The organism is Streptomyces sp. NPDC053367 (genome assembly GCF_044545925.1).
Classification (GTDB): domain Bacteria; phylum Actinomycetota; class Actinomycetes; order Streptomycetales; family Streptomycetaceae; genus Streptomyces.
In genome coordinates this window covers 65,867-82,456 of record NZ_JBITYN010000016.1, presented here as the reverse complement: position 1 = coordinate 82,456, position 16,590 = coordinate 65,867, and the positions used below count along the sequence as shown (strand labels likewise).

Sequence of the window (16,590 nt, the reverse complement as noted above, 5' to 3'; positions counted from 1 at the left end):
ACCTTGCGCGTACTGCTCACCGGACACCAGGGCTATCTGGGCACCGTGATGGCCCCGGTCCTCGCGGCCGCCGGGCACGAGGTCGTCGGCCTGGACGCCGGCCTGTTCGCCGACTGCGTCCTCGGCCCGGCGCCCGCCGACCCGCCGGGCCACCGGGTGGACCTGCGTGACGTCACGGCCGAGCACGTGGCCGGGGTGGACGCCGTGATCCACCTGGCCGCGCTGTCCAACGACCCGCTGGGGTCGCTGGCGCCGGAGCTGACCTACGACATCAACCACCGCGCGTCCGTGCGGCTGGCCCGGCTGGCCCGCGACGCCGGGGTGCGGCGGTTCCTGTACGCGTCGACGTGCTCGGTCTACGGCGCCGCCGGGGGCGACGACCTGGTCGCCGAGGACGCGCCGCTGCGCCCGGTGACGCCGTACGCGGAGTCGAAGGTGCGGGTGGAGGACGACCTGCACGTGCTGGCCGACGGCGACTTCACCCCGGTGTACATGCGCAACGCCACCGCCTTCGGCTACTCGCCCCGGCTGCGCGCAGACATCGTGCTGAACAACCTGGTGGGCCACGCGCTGCTGTCCGGCGAGGTCCTGGTGCTCTCCGACGGCACCCCCTGGCGCCCGCTGGTGCACGCCGCCGACATCGCCCGGGCCTTCACGGCCGCGCTGACCGCGCCGCGGGAGGCGGTGCACGACCGGGCGTTCAACATCGGCAGCGAAGCCAACAACGTCACGGTCGCCGAGATCGCGGGGCAGGTCGCCGAGGCGGTGGACGGCGCGAAGGTGGTGATCACCGGGGAGACCGGGGCCGATCCGCGCTCCTACCGGGTGGACTTCTCCCGGTTCCGGGCCGCGATACCCGGCTTCGACTGCGAGTGGACGGTGAAGCGGGGCGCACTCGAACTCGCCGACGCCTACGGCCGGTACAAGCTGACGCGCGAGGACTTCGAGCGGCGCTTCACCCGCCTGGCCGTGCTGCGCGCCGCGTCCGACGCCGGAGCGGTCGACGACACCCTGCGGTGGCGCCCGTGACCGAGGAAGGCCAGGAGATGTACGCGCTGGTGGAGCGGCTCTACCCGCTCTGCCGGAGCATCACCGGCGACGGGGTGCGCGCCACCCTGGACATCGTCGGCGAGTACATCCCGCTGCACACGCACGAGGTGCCGACCGGGACGCAGGTGCTCGACTGGACGGTGCCGCAGGAGTGGAACATCAGGGACGCGTACATCGCCGACGGCGCCGGCCGCAGGGTCGTCGACTTCGCCGCGTCCAGCCTGCACGTGCTCGGCTACAGCGTGCCGGTGGCGCGGACCATGCCGCTGGCCGAGCTGCGCGCGCACCTGCACACCCTGCCGGACCACCCGTCCTGGGTGCCGTACCGCACCAGCTACTACAAGCCGGACTGGGGGTTCTGCCTGGCCCAGGAGACCCTGGACGCGCTGCCGGACGGCGACTACGAGGTGCGCATCGACTCCACCCTCGCCGACGGCCACCTGACCTACGCCGAGCACGTGGTGCCGGGGCAGGTCCCCGACGAGGTGATCGTGTCCTGCCACGTGTGCCACCCGTCGCTGGCCAACGACAACCTGGCCGGCGTCGCGGTGGCGGTGTTCCTGGCCCGCGCGCTGGCGGAGCGGACGCCGTACTACACCTACCGGTTCCTGTTCGCGCCCGGCACCATCGGCGCGATCACCTGGCTGGCCCGCAACGCGCAGCGGGTGGAGCGGGTCAGGCACGGGCTGGTGCTGGCCTGCGCCGGTGACCCGGGCCCACTGACGTACAAGCGGAGCAGGCGCGGGGACGCGGAGATCGACCGGGTGCTGGGGCACGTGCTGGCCGCGTCCCGGCGCCCGCACGAGATCAGGGAGTTCACTCCGTACGGCTACGACGAGCGGCAGTTCTGCTCGCCCGGGTTCGATCTGGGCGTGGGCTCGCTCACCCGGACCCCGTACGCGGGCTACCCCGAGTACCACACCTCGGCGGACGACCTGGACTTCGTCTCCCCGGAGGCGATGGCGGACACCCTCGCCGTCTGCCGCGAGGCGTTCGCCGTGCTCGACCGCAACCGGCGCTATCTCAACCTCAGTCCCTACGGCGAGCCGCAGTTGGGCCGGCGCGGGCTGTACGACGCGCTCGGCGGCCGCAGCGACACCAAGCAGGCGCAGATGGCCATGCTGTGGGTGCTCAACCTCTCCGACGGCGAGCACAGTCTGCTGGACGTCGCCGAGCGGTCCGGGCTGCCGTTCGGCACCGTCGCCGACGCGGCCGACGCCCTGCACGGCGCCGGGCTGATCAAGGCGTGAGGCCGATGAGCACCGAGGAGGAGAGTCCCCCGAGCACGGCACCGGCGGCGGGGTCCGCCCGGCGGGCCCTCCTCGGCCGGCTGTCCTGGGGGCTGGCCGACCAGGCGGCCTCCAGCATGTCCAACTTCGCGGTGGGCCTCTATGTGGCCCGCTCGCTGGGGGTGACCGCGTTCGGCGTGTTCAGCCTGGCCTGGGTGACGTACGGCGTGGTGCTCAACGTCTCCCGGGGGCTCGCCACCGACCCGCTCGTGGTGCGGTTCAGCGGCGTGCCGGACGCGTCCTGGCGCGGGGCGGTGGCCCGTTCCACGGGTACCGCGCTCGGTGTCGGCGGCGCCATCGGCGCGGTGTGTCTGGTGGCCGGCCTCGCGCTCGGCGGCCGGGTGGGGACCGCGTTCGCCTGTCTCGGCGTCATGCTGCCGGGGCTGCTGCTCCAGGACGCCTGGCGGTTCTCGTTCTTCGCCGCGGGAGCCGGGCGCAAGGCGTTCGTCAACGACGTGGTGTGGGGTGTCGCGCTCGTCCCGGCCATGGTGGTGGCGGCCCACGCGGGTACCGTCGCCGCGTTCGTGCTGGCCTGGGGCGCGTCCGCCACCGTGGCGGCGGTGTACGGCCACGTCCAGTCCGGCATCCGGCCCCGCATGACCGAGGCGCGCGGCTGGCTGCGCGAGCAGCGCGATCTCGGCTACCGGTACCTCGTCGAGAACGTCAGCCTCAGCGGTGCGAGCCAGCTGCGGGCGTACGGGCTCGGCGCGATCGCCGGGGTCGGCGCGGTGGGCGCGGTGCGGGGCGCCGAACTGCTGCTCGGCCCGTTCCTGGCCGTGCTGATGGGTCTGTCGCTGGTCACCGTGCCGGAGGCGGCACGGGTGCTGCGCCAGGCCCCGCACCGCCTCGGCTCGTTCTGCCTGCTGCTGGGCGGCGGGCAGGCCGTCGCCGCGCTGCTGTGGGGCGGGGCGCTGCTGCTGGTCCCGGACCGGCTCGGCGAGTTCGCGCTCGGCGGCGTGTGGCACTCCGCCTCTCAGCTGATCGTGCCGGTCACCCTCGGCGTCGCGGGCGCGGGCCTCGGCACCGGCGCGGCGGCCGGGCTGCGCGCGCTCGGCGCGGCCCGGCGCAGCCTGCGCTGCCAGTTGTTCTCCTCCGTCTGCTACGCCGGCGGCGGGCTCGGCGGGGCGGCCGTCGCCGGCACGGTCGGCTCGGCCTGGGGCGTCGCCGCCGCGACGGTGAGCGGCTCGGCCGTGTGGTGGCTGCAGCTGCGGTCCGCCCTGCGCGAGCGCCCGCGCAACTCCGTTCCCGAAGTGAGGACCTCATGACCGACCGCCCCAGGCTGAGCATCGGCCTGCCCGTGTACAACGGCGAGGAGTACCTGGCCGAGTCGCTCGACGCCCTGCTCGGCCAGACGTACGAGGACTTCGAGCTGATCGTCTCCGACAACGCCTCGACCGACGGGACCGAGGACATCTGCCGCGAGTACGCGGCGCAGGACTCACGTATCCGCTACCTGCGGCTGCCCCGGAACATCGGCGCCACGCCGAACCACAACCGGGTGTTCGCCGAGTCCCGCGGCGAGCTGTTCAAGTGGGCCTCGCACGACGACCTGTACGCCCGCGACCTGCTGCGGCGCTGCGTCGAGGCGCTGGACGAGCGGCCGGACGTGATCCTCGCGCACTCCGACCAGGCGGTCATCGACGGCGACGGCCGGGTGAAGGTCCCCTACGCGTACACGCTCGCCACCGCCTCGCCGCACGCGCCCGAGCGGTTCCGCAGCCTGCTGTTCGAGCCCGGCGGCGACGATTTCTACGGGGTGATCCGGGCGGACGTGCTGCGGCGGGTGAAGCCGATGGACAGCTACCACCACGCCGACCGCACGTTCGTCGCCGAGATCACCCTGCACGGGCCCTTCCACCAGGTGCCGGAGCTGCTGTACTTCCGCCGCGACCACCCCGCCCGCGCCGAGCGGGCCAACCCGTCCAAGCGGTCGCGGTGCGTCAACCTCGACCCGCGCAGGGCGGGCCTGCTGCACCCGACGCCCCGGCTGCTCGCCGAGTACGTGTGGGGCTTCGCCTCGGCGGTCCGGCGGGCGCCGCTGTCCGCGGCCGACCGGCGCGCCTGCTACCGCCACCTGGCCGCGTGGATGACCAGCCGGGCCCGGCCGGGCGCCGGCGAGCGGGTCGAGGACCGCGCCCCGGTCGACCCGGCCGAGCTCACCGTGTCGGTCGACGCCCTGGTCGCCGGCCGTGAGGGGAGGCGCACGTGACCGCCGCCCGCGTAGGGGTGTTCGGCCTGCTCGGGTCCGGCAACCTCGGCAACGACGGCTCGCTCGAAGCCGTCCTCGGCTACCTGCGCGCCGAGCACCCGGACGCGGTCGTGGACGCGCTGTGCGGCGGGCCCGAGGCCGTGACGACCCGGTTCGGGATCCCCGCCGCCCGGATGCACTGGAACCGCGCCGAGTACCGGACCGCGTCCCGGGCGGGCGCCGTCGCGGCGAAGGGTCTGGGCAAGTTCGTCGACGTCTTCCGCACCGCCGCCTGGGTGCGCCGGCACGACGTGGTGATCGTGCCGGGGATGGGCGTGCTGGAGGCCACGCTGCCGCTGCGGCCGTGGGGCTTCCCGTACTCCCTGTTCCTGCTCTGCGCGAGCGGCCGGCTGCTCGGCACGCGGGTGGCGCTGGTCGGCGTCGGCGCCGCCCCGATCGGCAGCCGGCCGACGCGGGCCCTGGTGCGCTGGTCGGCGCGGCTGGCCGCGTACCGGTCGTACCGGGACGCCCCGTCACGTGACGCGATGCGGGAGATGGGCGTGGACACCTCGCGTGACGCGGTCCACCCGGACCTCGCGTTCGCCCTGCCGACGCCTCCCGCGAGCGCGCCCCCTAACCCGCCGGGACCGGTCTGTGTCGGTGTCATGGACTTCCACGGCGGCAACGACGACCGCGCCCGGGCCGAGGAGATCCACCGGCGCTACGTCGACGGGATGATCCGGTTCGTCCGCGCGCTGACCGTCGAGGGCCGGCCGGTCCGGCTGCTCACCGGAGACGACTGCGACGCCTCGGTGGTCACGGCGATCCTCGACGCGGTGGACTCGCCGCTGGTCACCGCCGCCGAAGCGGCCTCGCTGGCCGACCTGATGAAGGAGCTGGCGGCCGCCGACACGGCGGTGGCGACGCGCTACCACAACCTGATCTGCGCCCTGAAGGTCGGCACACCGACGCTCGCCCTCAGCTACGCGACGAAGAGCGACGCGCTCATGGACCGGATGGGCCTCGGCGCGTACCGCCACCCGGCCCGCGAGGTCGACGCCGGCCGGCTGCTGGAGCAGTTCCGGGAGCTGGAGCGTCGGTCGGCCGAGCTGCGCCGCACGCTCGCCGAGCGCAACCGGGTCGCCGCCCGGCAGCTCCAGGAGCAGTTCACCGCCTTGACCACGGCCCTGTTCCCCACGGCCGTCCACGCGTATCGGGAGGCTCCATGAAAGCGGTCCAGGTCCCGGAGATCGCCGGCGCGTACCTGTTCGAGCCGACGCCATACGCCGACGAACGGGGCTTCTTCTGCCGCACCTTCGACGCCGACGTGGTCCGCTCGGTGGGCCTCGACCCGGGCGCCTTCGTGCAGGACAGCGTGTCCCGCTCGGTGCGGGGCGTGCTGCGCGGCCTGCACCTGCGCTCCGGGGCCGGCGAGGCCAAGCTGGTGCGCTGCTCGTACGGGCGCGTCTTCGACGTGGTCGTGGACCTGCGGCCGGACTCGCCGACCTACCTGGGCCGGGCGTTCTTCGAGCTGTCCGGCGAGACGCAGGTGAGCCTGTACATCCCGGCGGGGTGCGCGCACGGCTTCCAGGCACTGACGGAGACCGCCGACACGTCGTACCGGATCGACCGCCCGCACGATCCGGCCGAGGACGTGACGATCGCCTTCGACGACCCCCAGCTCGCCGTTCCCTGGCCGCTGCCGGTCACGTCGATGTCCCAGCGGGACCGGGAGGCGCCGAGCCTCGCCGAGGTCCTGAAGCACAAGGAGAGGTGAGACCGCCGTGGACACCGAAGACACCGAAGAGTTCCGGCTGCCCCGGTCGCGGACGGCGAACGAGCGGCTGCACGCCCTGATCCCGGGAGGCGCGCACACCTACGCCAAGGGAGACGACCAGTACCCCGAGAACCTGGCGCCGGTCATCAGCCACGGCCGCGGCGCCCATGTGTGGGACGTCGACGGCAACCGCTATGTCGAGTACGGCTCCGGGCTGCGGTCGGTCAGCCTCGGCCACGCCCACCCGCGCGTGCTCGAGGCGGTGCGCCGGGAGCTCGACCGGGGCAGCAACTTCGTCCGGCCCTCCGTCCTGGAGGCCGAGGCGGCGGAACGTTTCCTGGCGACGGTGCCGACCGCGGAGATGGTGAAGTTCGCGAAGAACGGCTCGGACGCGACGACCGCCGCGGTGCGCCTCGCGCGGGCCGCCACCGGGCGCCCGCGGGTGGCCCTCTGCGCCGACCATCCGTTCTTCTCCGTCGACGACTGGTTCATCGGCACCACCCCGATGTCCGCCGGGATCCCGGCGTCGACCACCGGCCTCACCGTGTCGTTCCCCTACGGGGACCTGGCCGCCACGGAGGAGCTGCTCACCCGGTACGAGGGCGAGGTGGCCTGCCTGATCCTCGAACCCGCCACCCACACCGAGCCGCCGCCCGGATACCTCGCCGGGCTGCGCGAGCTGGCCCACCGGCACGGCTGCGTCCTGGTCTTCGACGAGATGATCACCGGTTTCCGCTGGTCCGAGGCCGGCGCCCAGGGCCTGTACGGCGTCGTCCCGGACCTCTCCACGTTCGGCAAGGCGCTGGGCAACGGGTTCGCCGTCTCCGCGCTGGCCGGGCGCCGCGAGCTGATGGAGCTGGGCGGGCTGCGCCACTCCGGCGACCGGGTGTTCCTGCTGTCCACCACGCACGGCGCGGAGACGCACTCCCTGGCGGCGGCGATGGCCGTGCAGACGACCTACGTGGAGGAGGGCGTCACCGCGCGGCTGCACGCCCTCGGCGAGCGGCTGGCCGCCGGTGTCCGCGCCGCGGCGCAGAGCATGGGCGTGGGTGACCACGTCGTCGTCCGGGGCCGGGCCAGCAACCTGGTCTTCGCCACCCTCGACGAGCAGGGGCAGCCGTCGCAGCGGTTCCGCACCCTGTTCCTGCGCCGACTCCTCGCGGGCGGGGTGCTGGCCCCGTCGTTCGTGGTGAGCGGCGCGCTCGACGACGCCGACATCGACCACACCGTCGACGTGGTGGCGCAGGCGTGCGCGGTGTACCGGAAGGCGCTGGACGCCGGTGATCCCACGCCGTGGCTGGGGGGACGTCCGGTCAAGCCTGTGTTCCGGCGCTCGGTGTGAGGTGACCTGACGCCGCTGATCCCGCGCCGTGGCCGGCCCGGTGTTCCGCCGGTCGGTGTGGGGTGAACTGACGCCGCTGATCCCGCGCCGTGGCCGGGCCGGTGTTCCGCCGGTCGGTGTGGGGTGGCCTGACGTCCGTGAGCCGGCGCCGTGGCCGGCCCGGTGTTCCGCCGGTCGGTGTGGGGTGGCCTGACGTCCGTGAGCCGGCGCCGTGGCCGGGCCGGTGTCCGGCCCTCAGTCTGAGGTGACAGCCGGTCAGCGGCGTTGCTGCGGGCGGGAGCCGGTGGTTCTTCGGCCGGCCAGGCGGTCGGCCGTCCGGTCGATGAGCCACGCGGTCGCCGGTGTCACCGCCAGCGCGGTGCACCAGCCGCCGAGGACGTCGGTCGGGTAGTGCGCCCCCAGGGCGACCTGCGCCCACCCCATGGCGGCGCCGGCCACCAGCGCCGCGCCGAGCACGAGTGCCGTGCCGGCCGCCCTGCCGAGGCCGAGCCGGCCGGCCGCCGGCAGCGCCACCACGAGCGCGAAGGCGGTGGCGAAGGCGGTGTGCCCGCTGGGATAGGACAGGTTTCCCGCGCCGTGGATGGTGCGTCCCACCAGGGGCTTGAGCACGGTCGTCGTCCCCACGGCCACGCCGACGCCGGTGACGGCGAACACCGCCGCGCGAGGCCACCGCCGCAGCAGGCAGACCGCCACGACGGTCCCGACCAGCGCCGCCGCTCCCACGGGCTCCCCCAGGAAGTCCGTGGCCAGGGCGACCCGCCGCCACGGCGGACGCACACTGTCCGCCGTCGGGTGGACGATCCACCTGTCCACGCCGGCGGGCTCGCTGTGGCCGGCGTACAGGGCCCCGACAACGACGACCACGAGGGCGGCGAGGGCCGCGATCAGCCCGAGCGGCGCGCGCAGCGACGGGGGCAGCACCGGGGGCGCCGGGCGGCCGGTCACACGCCCACCGCGGCCGAGGAGGACGCCCGCACACCCTCGCGGACGGTCCGGCGGATGCGCTGCACTTCCCTCTCCCGTCGGGCCGACCTCACAACTCCCCGAAGGCGAGTCTGCGCGTGCCACCCTAGCCAACCACACGGCCGGGCACGCCGACGCCGGAAAGCGACCCGCGTCCGAGTCGCTCTGCCCACAGCCGAGAAAAGCCCGACAGGCACCCGGCTCTCACTACAGTCCGGTCCCATGACGACGGTCACCACACGCACAGTCGAATACCCTGCGGACGGCCTGACGATGATCGGGCACCTCGCGCTCCCCGCCGGTGGGGACCGCCGGCCCGCGGTCCTGATCGGCCCCGAGGGCCCCGGCCTGAACGACTTCCAGCGCCGCCGGGCCGACGCTCTCGCCGAACTCGGTTACGTGGCGCTGGCCTTCGACATCAACGGCGGGCGCTGGTTCAGCGACCCACAGGAGATGCTGGCGTACGTGAACCCCCTGCTCGCCAGCCCCGACCGGATGCGGGACATCGGCCATGCGGCGCTCGACGTGCTGCGCGCCGAGCCGCGGACCGACCCGGACCGGATCGCCGCCATCGGCTACGGCACCGGGGGCGCGATCGCGCTGGAACTCGGGCGCGACGGAGTCGGTCTGCGCGCGATCGGGACGGTCAACGCGCTGACCACGGGGCGGCCGGGCGAGGCGGCACGCATCCGTTGCCCCGTGTGGGCCGGGGTCGGATCGGAGGACCCGATCATGCCCGCGGAGCAACGGGACGCCTTCGCCGCGGAGATGCAGTCCGCCGGGGTCGACTGGCGCCTGACGGTCTACGGCGGGGCCCTGCACGCCTTCCACCACCCGCCGGTCGGCCACGCCGTGCTCCCCGGTGTCGGCCACCACCCGCTGCACGCGCGGCGGGCCTGGCAGGACGTCGTCGGCCTGCTCGCCGAGTGCCTGCCCCTCACATAGCCCCCGGATGTGGGCGATTGAGCAAGATCGTCCCCCTGCTACGGTGGCCCGATGGCATCGGTCAAACAGTTCCAGGTCACCTTCGACTGCGCGGACCCCGAGCGTGTCGCCCGGTTCTGGTGCGAGGTGTTGGGATACGTCGCTCCGCCCCCGCCGGAGGGGTTCGCCACGTGGGACGAGTTCAATCGGTCACTGCCGCCCGAGGAGCGGGGTGCGTGGTTCGCGTGCAGTGACCCCACGGGCGTGGGACCGCGGCTGTACTTCCAGCGCGTGCCCGAGGGCAAGGTCGTCAAGAATCGCGTCCACCTCGACGTACGGGCCGGCACCGGCCTCGTGGGCGAGGAGCGCCTGGCCACGCTGGAGGCCGAGTGCGAGCGGCTGGTGGCACTCGGCGCGGTACGCGTGCGGCTGCTGCCCGCCGACGAGGAGAACGAGTCGTGCATCCTGATGCAGGACGTCGAGGGCAACGAGTTCTGCCTGGACTGACCGTGCACGGGTGTCGACCGCATGACGGGCGACGGCCGCACGGCGGGCACCGCCCGCACACCAGACGTGGGCCGCGCGCCAGGCGTCGTAGTGCTCAGGCGACCCCCGCCTCCGCCAGGCCGGCCAGGGCGCGTGCCGTGATCTCCTCGACCGGCCCGGTGGCGGGGACCGTGACCAGGATGCTCGCGTAGTGGGCGAGGAGAGGCGCGGTCCGGCTCTCGTACACCCGCTGGCGGTGTCGTACGACTTCCTCGGTGTCGTCGGGCCGACCGCGGCTCAACAGGCGTGCCACCACGACGTGTTCGGGGGCGGTGAGTTCCAGCACCGCGTCCAGGGCGGCGCCGGTGGCGGCCAGGACGGTGGCGAGTTCCCGGGCCTGCGGCACCGTACGGGGGAATCCGTCGAGCAGGAAGCCGTGCCGGGCGTCCGGGCGGGCGAGGCGTTCGCGGACCATGGCGCCGGTGAGGGTGTCGGGGACGAGTTCGCCGGTGTCGAGGTAGCGCTGGGCGTCCCGGCCGAGGGGTGTTCGGCGGGTCACATGGTCCCGGAACAGGTCTCCGGTGGAGATGTGAGGGACGCCGAGCCGCTCGCTGAGCGCGGCCGCCTGGGTGCCTTTGCCCGCTCCCGGAGGGCCGATGAGGACGATGCGCATCAGGGTGACAGCCTTTCTGTCGGTCAGGTGGAGGTGGGCCGGTCAGGCGGCCCGGCAGCCAGGTGCGTCGCTCAGGACGAGCACGGGGCCGTCCGCGGGGTCCGTACCGTGGGTCAGCAGCTCGCCCAGCACCTGCGGCACGGCCTGCCGGTAGGCCACCGCCCCCAGCGACGGGCTGGGCATCAGGGTGTGGACGTGGACACGCGGGGCCAGTTCGGCGGCGAGCCATTCGGTGAGCTCGGTGAGAGCGCCCAGGGCGGCGTCCTGGGGGCCGCTGCGGGCGGTGTCCGCCACCACGTTGACCACCGATCCGCCGTGGGCGGCCATCCAGCGCCAGTAGGCGCGTTGGGTACAGGCCAGTGGGGTCACCAGGTCGTGGTGCAGGATGTCGCGCAGGGCCAGCGGGTCGAGTTCCATGAGCGGGCCCGGGCTGGGGCGGGCCGCCACCAGGTTCACCAGGTGGTCCAGGCGGCCGAGACGCTCGACGACCGTGTCGACGGCCCGCGCGGGCCCGGCCAGGCCGTCCCCGGCCGGGGGCAGCGCAAGCAGCGCGGAGCCCGGCCGTGCCGTGCGGCGCGTCTCCTCGGCGTCGGGTCCCGCGAGCGCAACGACGGCGCCGTGGGCCAGGAGGCCTCCCGCCGTGGCGGCGGCCAGGTCGCCGCCGCCGGTCACCAGGACTGTCCGGCCGGTCAGCGTGGGTGCGTGTGCCATGGCGGTGCCTCCTGGGGTTCGCCGGTCAGCCGGCCTGACGCGATGTGCCGGTCGGGCCGGCGTTGATGAGGTCCATGACGGAGGCGTCCGCGAGCGTGGTGACATCGCCGACCTCCCGGTTCTCCGCGACGTCCCGCAGCAGCCGGCGCATGATCTTGCCGGAGCGGGTCTTGGGCAGCTCGGGGACGACCATGATCTGGCGGGGCTTGGCGATCGGGCCGATCTCCTGCGCCACATGGTCGCGCAGGGCACCGGTGGCCACCTCGCCCGCGGCGCCCGCGCGCAGGATGACGAAGGCGACGATCGCCTGGCCGGTCGTCGCGTCCGAGGCGCCCACCACGGCCGCCTCGGCGACAGCGGGGTGGGAGACGAGCGCGGACTCGACCTCGGACGTGGAGATCCGGTGCCCCGACACATTCATGACGTCGTCGACGCGGCCCAGCAGCCAGATGTCGCCGTCCTCGTCGTAGCGGGCGCCGTCCCCGGCGAAGTAGTAGCCCTGCGCCGCGAACCGGGACCAGTAGGTCTCCCGGTAGCGCTCGTCGTCGCCCCACACCCCGCGCAGCATCGACGGCCACGGCTGGTCCAGCACCAGATAGCCGCTCTCGCCCCGGCCGACCTCCTTGCCCTGGTCGTCGACGACCTTGGCGGAGATCCCCGGCAACGGGGTCTGCGCCGAGCCGGGCTTGAAGTCCGGGCTGTCGGGCAGCGGTGCGATCATCACGGCGCCCGTCTCGGTCTGCCACCAGGTGTCCACGACCGGTGCCCGGCCGGCGCCGAGGTGCTCGCGGTACCAGCGCCACGCCTCGGGATCGATCGGCTCGCCGACACTGCCGAGCACACCGATCGAGGACAGGTCGTAGCGGGCGGGGATGTCCTCGCCCCACTTCATGAAGGTGCGGATGAGGGTTGGGGCCGTGTAGTAGGCGGAGACGCCGTACTTCTCGATGATCTCGAAGTGCCGCCCCTCGTGCGGGGTGTTGGGCGTGCCCTCGTACAGCACGGACGTGGTGCGGTTGGCGAGGGGCCCGTAGACGATGTACGAGTGCCCCGTGATCCAGCCGATGTCCGCGGTGCACCAGTACACGTCGGTGTCCGGGTCCAGGCCGAAGACCGTGCGGTGGGTGGAGGCGGCCTGGGTGAGGTAGCCGCCGGAGGTGTGCAGGATGCCCTTCGGCTTACCCGTGGTGCCCGAGGTGTAGAGGATGAACAGCGGGTGCTCCGCGTCGAACGCCTCGGGGACGTGCCGGTCGGGCTGGGCGTCCACCAGTTCGTGCCACCACAGGTCCCGGCCCTCGGTCCACGGCACCTCGGTGCCGGTGCGGCGGACCACCAGGACGTGCTCGACGCCGGGCGTGCCTGCTGTCGCCTCGTCGGTGTTCGCCTTCATGGGCTCGGCCCGGCCCCGGCGGAACTGACCGTCCGAGGTGATGAGCAGCCGTGCCTCGGCGTCCTCGATACGGGACTGCAGCGCGGCCGGCGAGAAACCGCCGAAGACCACGCTGTGCGGCAGCCCGAGCCGCGCGCACGCCAGCATGGCGATCACCGCCTCGGGGATCATCGGCAGCTGGATCGCGACCCGGTCCCCGGCCCGCAGGCCCAGGGACAGCAGCGCGTTGGCGGCACGGCAGACCTCGCGCCGCAGTTCCTCGTAGGTGACGGTGCGGGTGTCGCCCGGCTCGCCCTCCCAGTGGAAGGCCACCTGGTCGCCGTGCCCGGCCGCCACATGCCGGTCGACGCAGTTGTACGCCACGTTCAGCTTCCCGCCGGCGAACCAGCGTGCGTAGGGGGCGTCCGACCAGTCGAGGACCTGGGTCCACTCGGTGTCCCAGGCCAGTTGCGCCGCCTGCTGCGCCCAGTAGGCCAGGCGGTCGTCGCCGGCTCGCACGGGCGGGACGGACCCCGCCGTGGGCTGGGGGCGGGGCGAGTGGTCGGAACGGGGAGACATACGAATCCTCCAGTGCGGTGCGGGTGCCGGGACGCGGCCCGTCCGGGGGCGGGCCTGTCCCCGTGGGCCACTGTGGGCGGACAGGGTTGGCGGCAGGTTGGCGGGACGGGCGGGCTCACTACGGCTGCGGTCGTGCGCCGGTCCAGCGGCTCACCACGCGCAGCGCGAGCCGGGGCCGCAGCGGGGCGGTGGTTCTGTGGCGCGCCGCGCCCTGCCATACGCCCCAGCCGTAGGCGAGGTCGTCCAGGCGGCGCAGCGCCACATGCGCCAGGGGCGTCAGCGCGCTGCCTGAGCGCCGGTGGTCGAGCAGTCCGTCGGCGACGGCGGCGGCGATCAGTACCTGCCGTGCGCGGCGGTTCACGCACGCCGCGGCGAGCGCGAGCGGCCAGTGGTGGCGGGTGGCGCAGCGCAGCAGTTGCTCGGCGGTGCCGCGCAGCGCGGCGAGCGACAGCAGCGTGCCCGCGCGGGCCGGGTGGTCGGCGTCGGGCATCCGGCGGGCAAGCCGTAGGGCCGTCGCCCCGGTCAGCACGGTGGCCGCGGCCACCGGGAGCGGCCTGCCCCGCAGGAGCAGGGCGCACGCGGCCAGCGACCAGGGCGCGGCGTAGAGCGGCGGCACCTGGCCGGGGTGACGCACAGCCAGGGCGGCGGCTCCGGTGCCGTATCCGACGCGCTGGGCGAGCCAGCTGGGCAGGTCGGTGCGGTGGCGGTGGCCGACGCGGGCCGAGGGGACGTAGCGCAGCCGCCAGCCCGCCTCGTGCAGCCGCATGCACAGGTCGACGTCCTCGCCGACGCGCAGCCTCGGGTCGAATCCGGCGCCGACGGCCGCCCGGCGCACCACGATGGTCGCGCTGGGGACGTAGGACAGCGCCGACACGGGCACCACGGGCCCTTCCGCCGGCCCCATGTCCAGGGGCGAGCGGACCTCCTCGTACCGGTCCAGCAGCCGCGGTGCGGTCACCGGCAGCGCGACCACCCGGGGCGCGGCGAGCGCCACCGCCGGGTCGGCGAACTGGGCCAGCAGCGGGGCGAGCCAGCCCGGTTCGGGAACCACGTCGGAGTCGCAGAACGCCACATAGGCGGTACGGGCGTGGCGCAGGCCGGTGTTGCGTGCCGCGGCCGGGCCCCGGTTGTACCGGTGGACCAGCAGCCGGGCGCCGTGCCGGCTGGCCACTCCGGCCAGAGCGGCAGGGTCCTTGGAGCCGTCGTCCACGACCAGCACCGGCAGGGCGGCGGTCGCCGGATCGCCGCGCAGGGCGCCGAGGAGCCGGTCGAGCGGGTCGGCGCGGTCGCGGACGGGGATCACGACCGTGGTGTGCTCGGCCGGCGCCGAGGCCGGGGCCGGTGCGGGGCGCGGGTGTGCCACACCGGCGTCCAGGAGGCGTCGGGCGAGGGCCGCGCTCGGCGCGTCCGTCACGGCGAACCGGCCGTCGCCGAGGCGGCGTACCGCCGCGTCGGTCAGCCGTATCAGCCGCAACGGCGAGCCGCCGGTCATCAGCCGGCCGTCCCGTGAGCGGTGGGTGCCGGGGGCGAGTTCGACCGTGAACCCGTCGGGCAGGGTGAGGTCCGCCGGGGACGCGAGTGCGGCCGGTGAGGACAGGGAGCGTAGGAGTGTCATGCGGTGAATCCCCCGTCCGCGTGGAGTACGGAGCCGGTGACGGCGAAGGAGTCGGCCGAGCAGGCCCAGGCCACCACGGCGGCCACCTCCTCGGGTTCCAGTGGGCGACCGGTGAGCTGCCGGTCGGCCAGGTCGTGGACGTCGGGCAGGCCGTAGAGGGCGGCCGTGGCCCGCAGCATGTCCGTGCGGGTGGAGCCGGGTGACACGGCGAGGGCGTTGACGCCGGTGCCGCGCAGGTCGCAGGCGAGGCCGCGGACCAGGCCGACCACGGCGTGCTTGGCGGCGCAGTAGGCGCCCAGGTGCCACAGTCCGCGGTGGGCCGCGGCCGAGGCGAGCGCCACGAACCGGCCGCTGCGGGGCCGCGGCCGGCGCAGCAGGGCGGGCACGGCTGCGCGGGCCAGCCGCGTGACGCCCATGACGTCCACGTCGAGCAGGGTGTGCCACTGCGCGTCGGTGTGCTCCCAGAGCGGGGCGCCACCCAGCATGACGGCGGCCCCGGCGACGGCGGCGTCGAGTCCGCCGAACTCGCGCTCGGCGAGGTCGACGGCCTCGCGCAGCGCGGGCTCGTCCCGGACGTCCGCGCGGACCGTACGGACCAGCGGGAACCCCCGGGCGACGACGTCCAGTCGAGCGGGCTCGGCGAGCGGATAGGGAACCTCGGGGTCGTCGGCGCAGCGGTCCACTGCGACCACCGCCCAGCCTTCTCGGGCCAGTCGGCGTACGGTCGCCGCCCCTATCCCCCGGGCGGCACCGGTGACCACGGCGACCCTCGGGCCGGTCATCGCCCCGTCCCCGCGGTCTGCCGCTCGGGCAGCCCCAGCCGGCCCCGCCCGGAGACCTTCCAGGCGCGGATGTCGGCGGCGAGGCGGTCCGCCATGGCGGCCAGGAGCCGTTCGCCCTCGCTCGCCCGGGCGCCGGTGGGATCGCCGAGCACCCCGGAGGGGCTGACCCCGCGCACGGACTCGCCGATCAGGCGGTCCATGAGCAGATGGACCGGATCGGTCGGTCCGGCGACGGCCCGTTCCCGGCGGACCGCCGAGGAACGCAGCCGCAGCATCATCGAGGTCTCGGCGTGGCCCGCGTGGGCGTCCGAGCCGGGTGGCAGACACGGCCACCAGGCCACGTCCCGGCTCTCGCGCCGCAGCCCGGTCACCGCGTCGGCGAGGCTCACCAGATTGCCGCCGTGGCCGTTGACCACGAGCAGCCGGCCCGCCCAGCGCAGCATCGAGCGGCCGATCTCCGTCACCAGCAGGCGCAGCGCGTCATGGCCGACGGACACGGTGCCCGGGAACCCCTCGTGCTCGCCGCTGGCCCCGTACGGCTGGCACGGCGCGACCAGTACGTCGGCCTCGCCGTGCAGCCGCTGGGCGGCACGCGAGGCGACCACACAGGCCACCGTGGTGTCGGTGTCCAACGGCAGGTGGGGACCGTGCTGTTCGCACGAGCCGAGGGGCAGCAGCACCAGCGGGGCGCGGTCGGTGAGGTCGGGCCAGGCGAGGTCGGCGAGACGGGGCGCCGGGGAGCCCCCCGCCCCGCCCGGCACCGCGGAGACCCGCGCCCCCTCCGACGCCGCGGAGACCCGCGCTCCCTCCGCTCCCTTCGCGGGGACGGGACCGGCCGCCAT

Annotated in this window: 16 protein-coding genes; 9 read left to right on the top strand and 7 right to left on the bottom strand. The window is 74.5% G+C overall.

The window, feature by feature from the left end:
• Positions 1–3 precede the first annotated feature (3 nt).
• Genes ACIGXJ_RS35435 through ACIGXJ_RS35405 form a run of 7 tightly spaced genes read left to right on the top strand, consistent with a single transcriptional unit; the run spans position 4 to position 7,646 of the window.
• Positions 4–1,029, top strand: a complete 1,026-nt coding sequence (locus ACIGXJ_RS35435; RefSeq protein ID WP_399654486.1) for an NAD-dependent epimerase/dehydratase family protein — start codon at positions 4–6, stop codon at positions 1,027–1,029.
• Positions 1,017–2,300 (top strand): DUF4910 domain-containing protein, encoded by a 1,284-nt coding sequence (locus ACIGXJ_RS35430; protein WP_399654483.1) that lies wholly within the window; start codon positions 1,017–1,019, stop codon positions 2,298–2,300. Before ACIGXJ_RS35435 ends, ACIGXJ_RS35430 begins: the two co-directional genes overlap by 13 nt.
• A gap of 5 nt (positions 2,301–2,305) precedes the next feature.
• Complete coding sequence (locus tag ACIGXJ_RS35425) at positions 2,306–3,604, top strand: hypothetical protein (protein ID WP_399654481.1); 1,299 nt, start codon at positions 2,306–2,308, stop codon at positions 3,602–3,604.
• Positions 3,601–4,548, top strand: coding sequence for a glycosyltransferase family 2 protein (locus ACIGXJ_RS35420; RefSeq protein ID WP_399654479.1), 948 nt, complete (start codon positions 3,601–3,603; stop codon positions 4,546–4,548). Before ACIGXJ_RS35425 ends, ACIGXJ_RS35420 begins: the two co-directional genes overlap by 4 nt.
• A complete protein-coding gene (locus tag ACIGXJ_RS35415; protein WP_399654476.1) occupies positions 4,545–5,756 on the top strand; it encodes a polysaccharide pyruvyl transferase family protein in 1,212 nt (403 codons plus the stop codon). Before ACIGXJ_RS35420 ends, ACIGXJ_RS35415 begins: the two co-directional genes overlap by 4 nt.
• Positions 5,753–6,304 carry a dTDP-4-dehydrorhamnose 3,5-epimerase family protein gene (locus tag ACIGXJ_RS35410; RefSeq protein ID WP_399654474.1) on the top strand — a complete coding sequence of 184 codons (552 nt, stop codon included), beginning with the start codon at positions 5,753–5,755 and terminating at the stop codon, positions 6,302–6,304. Before ACIGXJ_RS35415 ends, ACIGXJ_RS35410 begins: the two co-directional genes overlap by 4 nt.
• Positions 6,305–6,311: 7 nt before the next feature.
• Positions 6,312–7,646: a glutamate-1-semialdehyde 2,1-aminomutase gene (locus ACIGXJ_RS35405; RefSeq protein WP_399654471.1), complete on the top strand. Its 1,335-nt coding sequence runs from the start codon at positions 6,312–6,314 to the stop codon at positions 7,644–7,646.
• 255 nt (positions 7,647–7,901) lie between these two features.
• Here the strand turns inward: ACIGXJ_RS35405 and ACIGXJ_RS35400 are convergent, their stop codons facing one another.
• A complete protein-coding gene (locus tag ACIGXJ_RS35400; RefSeq protein WP_399654468.1) occupies positions 7,902–8,591 on the bottom strand; it encodes a phosphatase PAP2 family protein in 690 nt (229 codons plus the stop codon).
• A gap of 240 nt (positions 8,592–8,831) precedes the next feature.
• On the opposite strand from ACIGXJ_RS35400, the gene ACIGXJ_RS35395 reads away from it, so the two are divergent.
• Both ACIGXJ_RS35395 and ACIGXJ_RS35390 read left to right on the top strand, forming a co-directional pair.
• Positions 8,832–9,554: a dienelactone hydrolase family protein gene (locus tag ACIGXJ_RS35395; RefSeq protein ID WP_399654465.1), complete on the top strand. Its 723-nt coding sequence runs from the start codon at positions 8,832–8,834 to the stop codon at positions 9,552–9,554.
• Positions 9,555–9,605: 51 nt separating this feature from the next.
• On the top strand, positions 9,606–10,040 hold the full coding sequence (locus ACIGXJ_RS35390; protein WP_399654463.1) for a VOC family protein: 435 nt from the start codon (positions 9,606–9,608) through the stop codon (positions 10,038–10,040).
• A gap of 94 nt (positions 10,041–10,134) precedes the next feature.
• Here the strand turns inward: ACIGXJ_RS35390 and ACIGXJ_RS35385 are convergent, their stop codons facing one another.
• The 6 genes from ACIGXJ_RS35385 to mftE form a co-directional block, all read right to left on the bottom strand.
• Positions 10,135–10,692, bottom strand: a complete 558-nt coding sequence (locus tag ACIGXJ_RS35385; protein WP_399654461.1) for an adenylate kinase — start codon at positions 10,690–10,692, stop codon at positions 10,135–10,137.
• A 42-nt stretch (positions 10,693–10,734) separates the two neighbouring features.
• Positions 10,735–11,403, bottom strand: coding sequence for an SDR family NAD(P)-dependent oxidoreductase (locus tag ACIGXJ_RS35380; protein ID WP_399654459.1), 669 nt, complete (start codon positions 11,401–11,403; stop codon positions 10,735–10,737).
• 25 nt (positions 11,404–11,428) lie between these two features.
• Positions 11,429–13,351, bottom strand: a complete 1,923-nt coding sequence (gene acs / locus ACIGXJ_RS35375) for an acetate--CoA ligase (protein WP_399654457.1) — start codon at positions 13,349–13,351, stop codon at positions 11,429–11,431.
• Between the two features lie 118 nt (positions 13,352–13,469).
• Positions 13,470–14,966: a mycofactocin biosynthesis glycosyltransferase MftF gene (mftF, locus tag ACIGXJ_RS35370; RefSeq protein ID WP_399654454.1), complete on the bottom strand. Its 1,497-nt coding sequence runs from the start codon at positions 14,964–14,966 to the stop codon at positions 13,470–13,472.
• Entirely contained in the window at positions 14,963–15,748 is a 786-nt protein-coding gene (locus ACIGXJ_RS35365; RefSeq protein WP_399654452.1) for a mycofactocin-coupled SDR family oxidoreductase, read from the bottom strand. Before ACIGXJ_RS35365 ends, mftF begins: the two co-directional genes overlap by 4 nt.
• Positions 15,745–16,590 carry a mycofactocin biosynthesis peptidyl-dipeptidase MftE gene (mftE, locus tag ACIGXJ_RS35360; protein ID WP_399654449.1) on the bottom strand — a complete coding sequence of 282 codons (846 nt, stop codon included), beginning with the start codon at positions 16,588–16,590 and terminating at the stop codon, positions 15,745–15,747. The genes ACIGXJ_RS35365 and mftE overlap by 4 nt, the downstream gene beginning before the upstream one ends.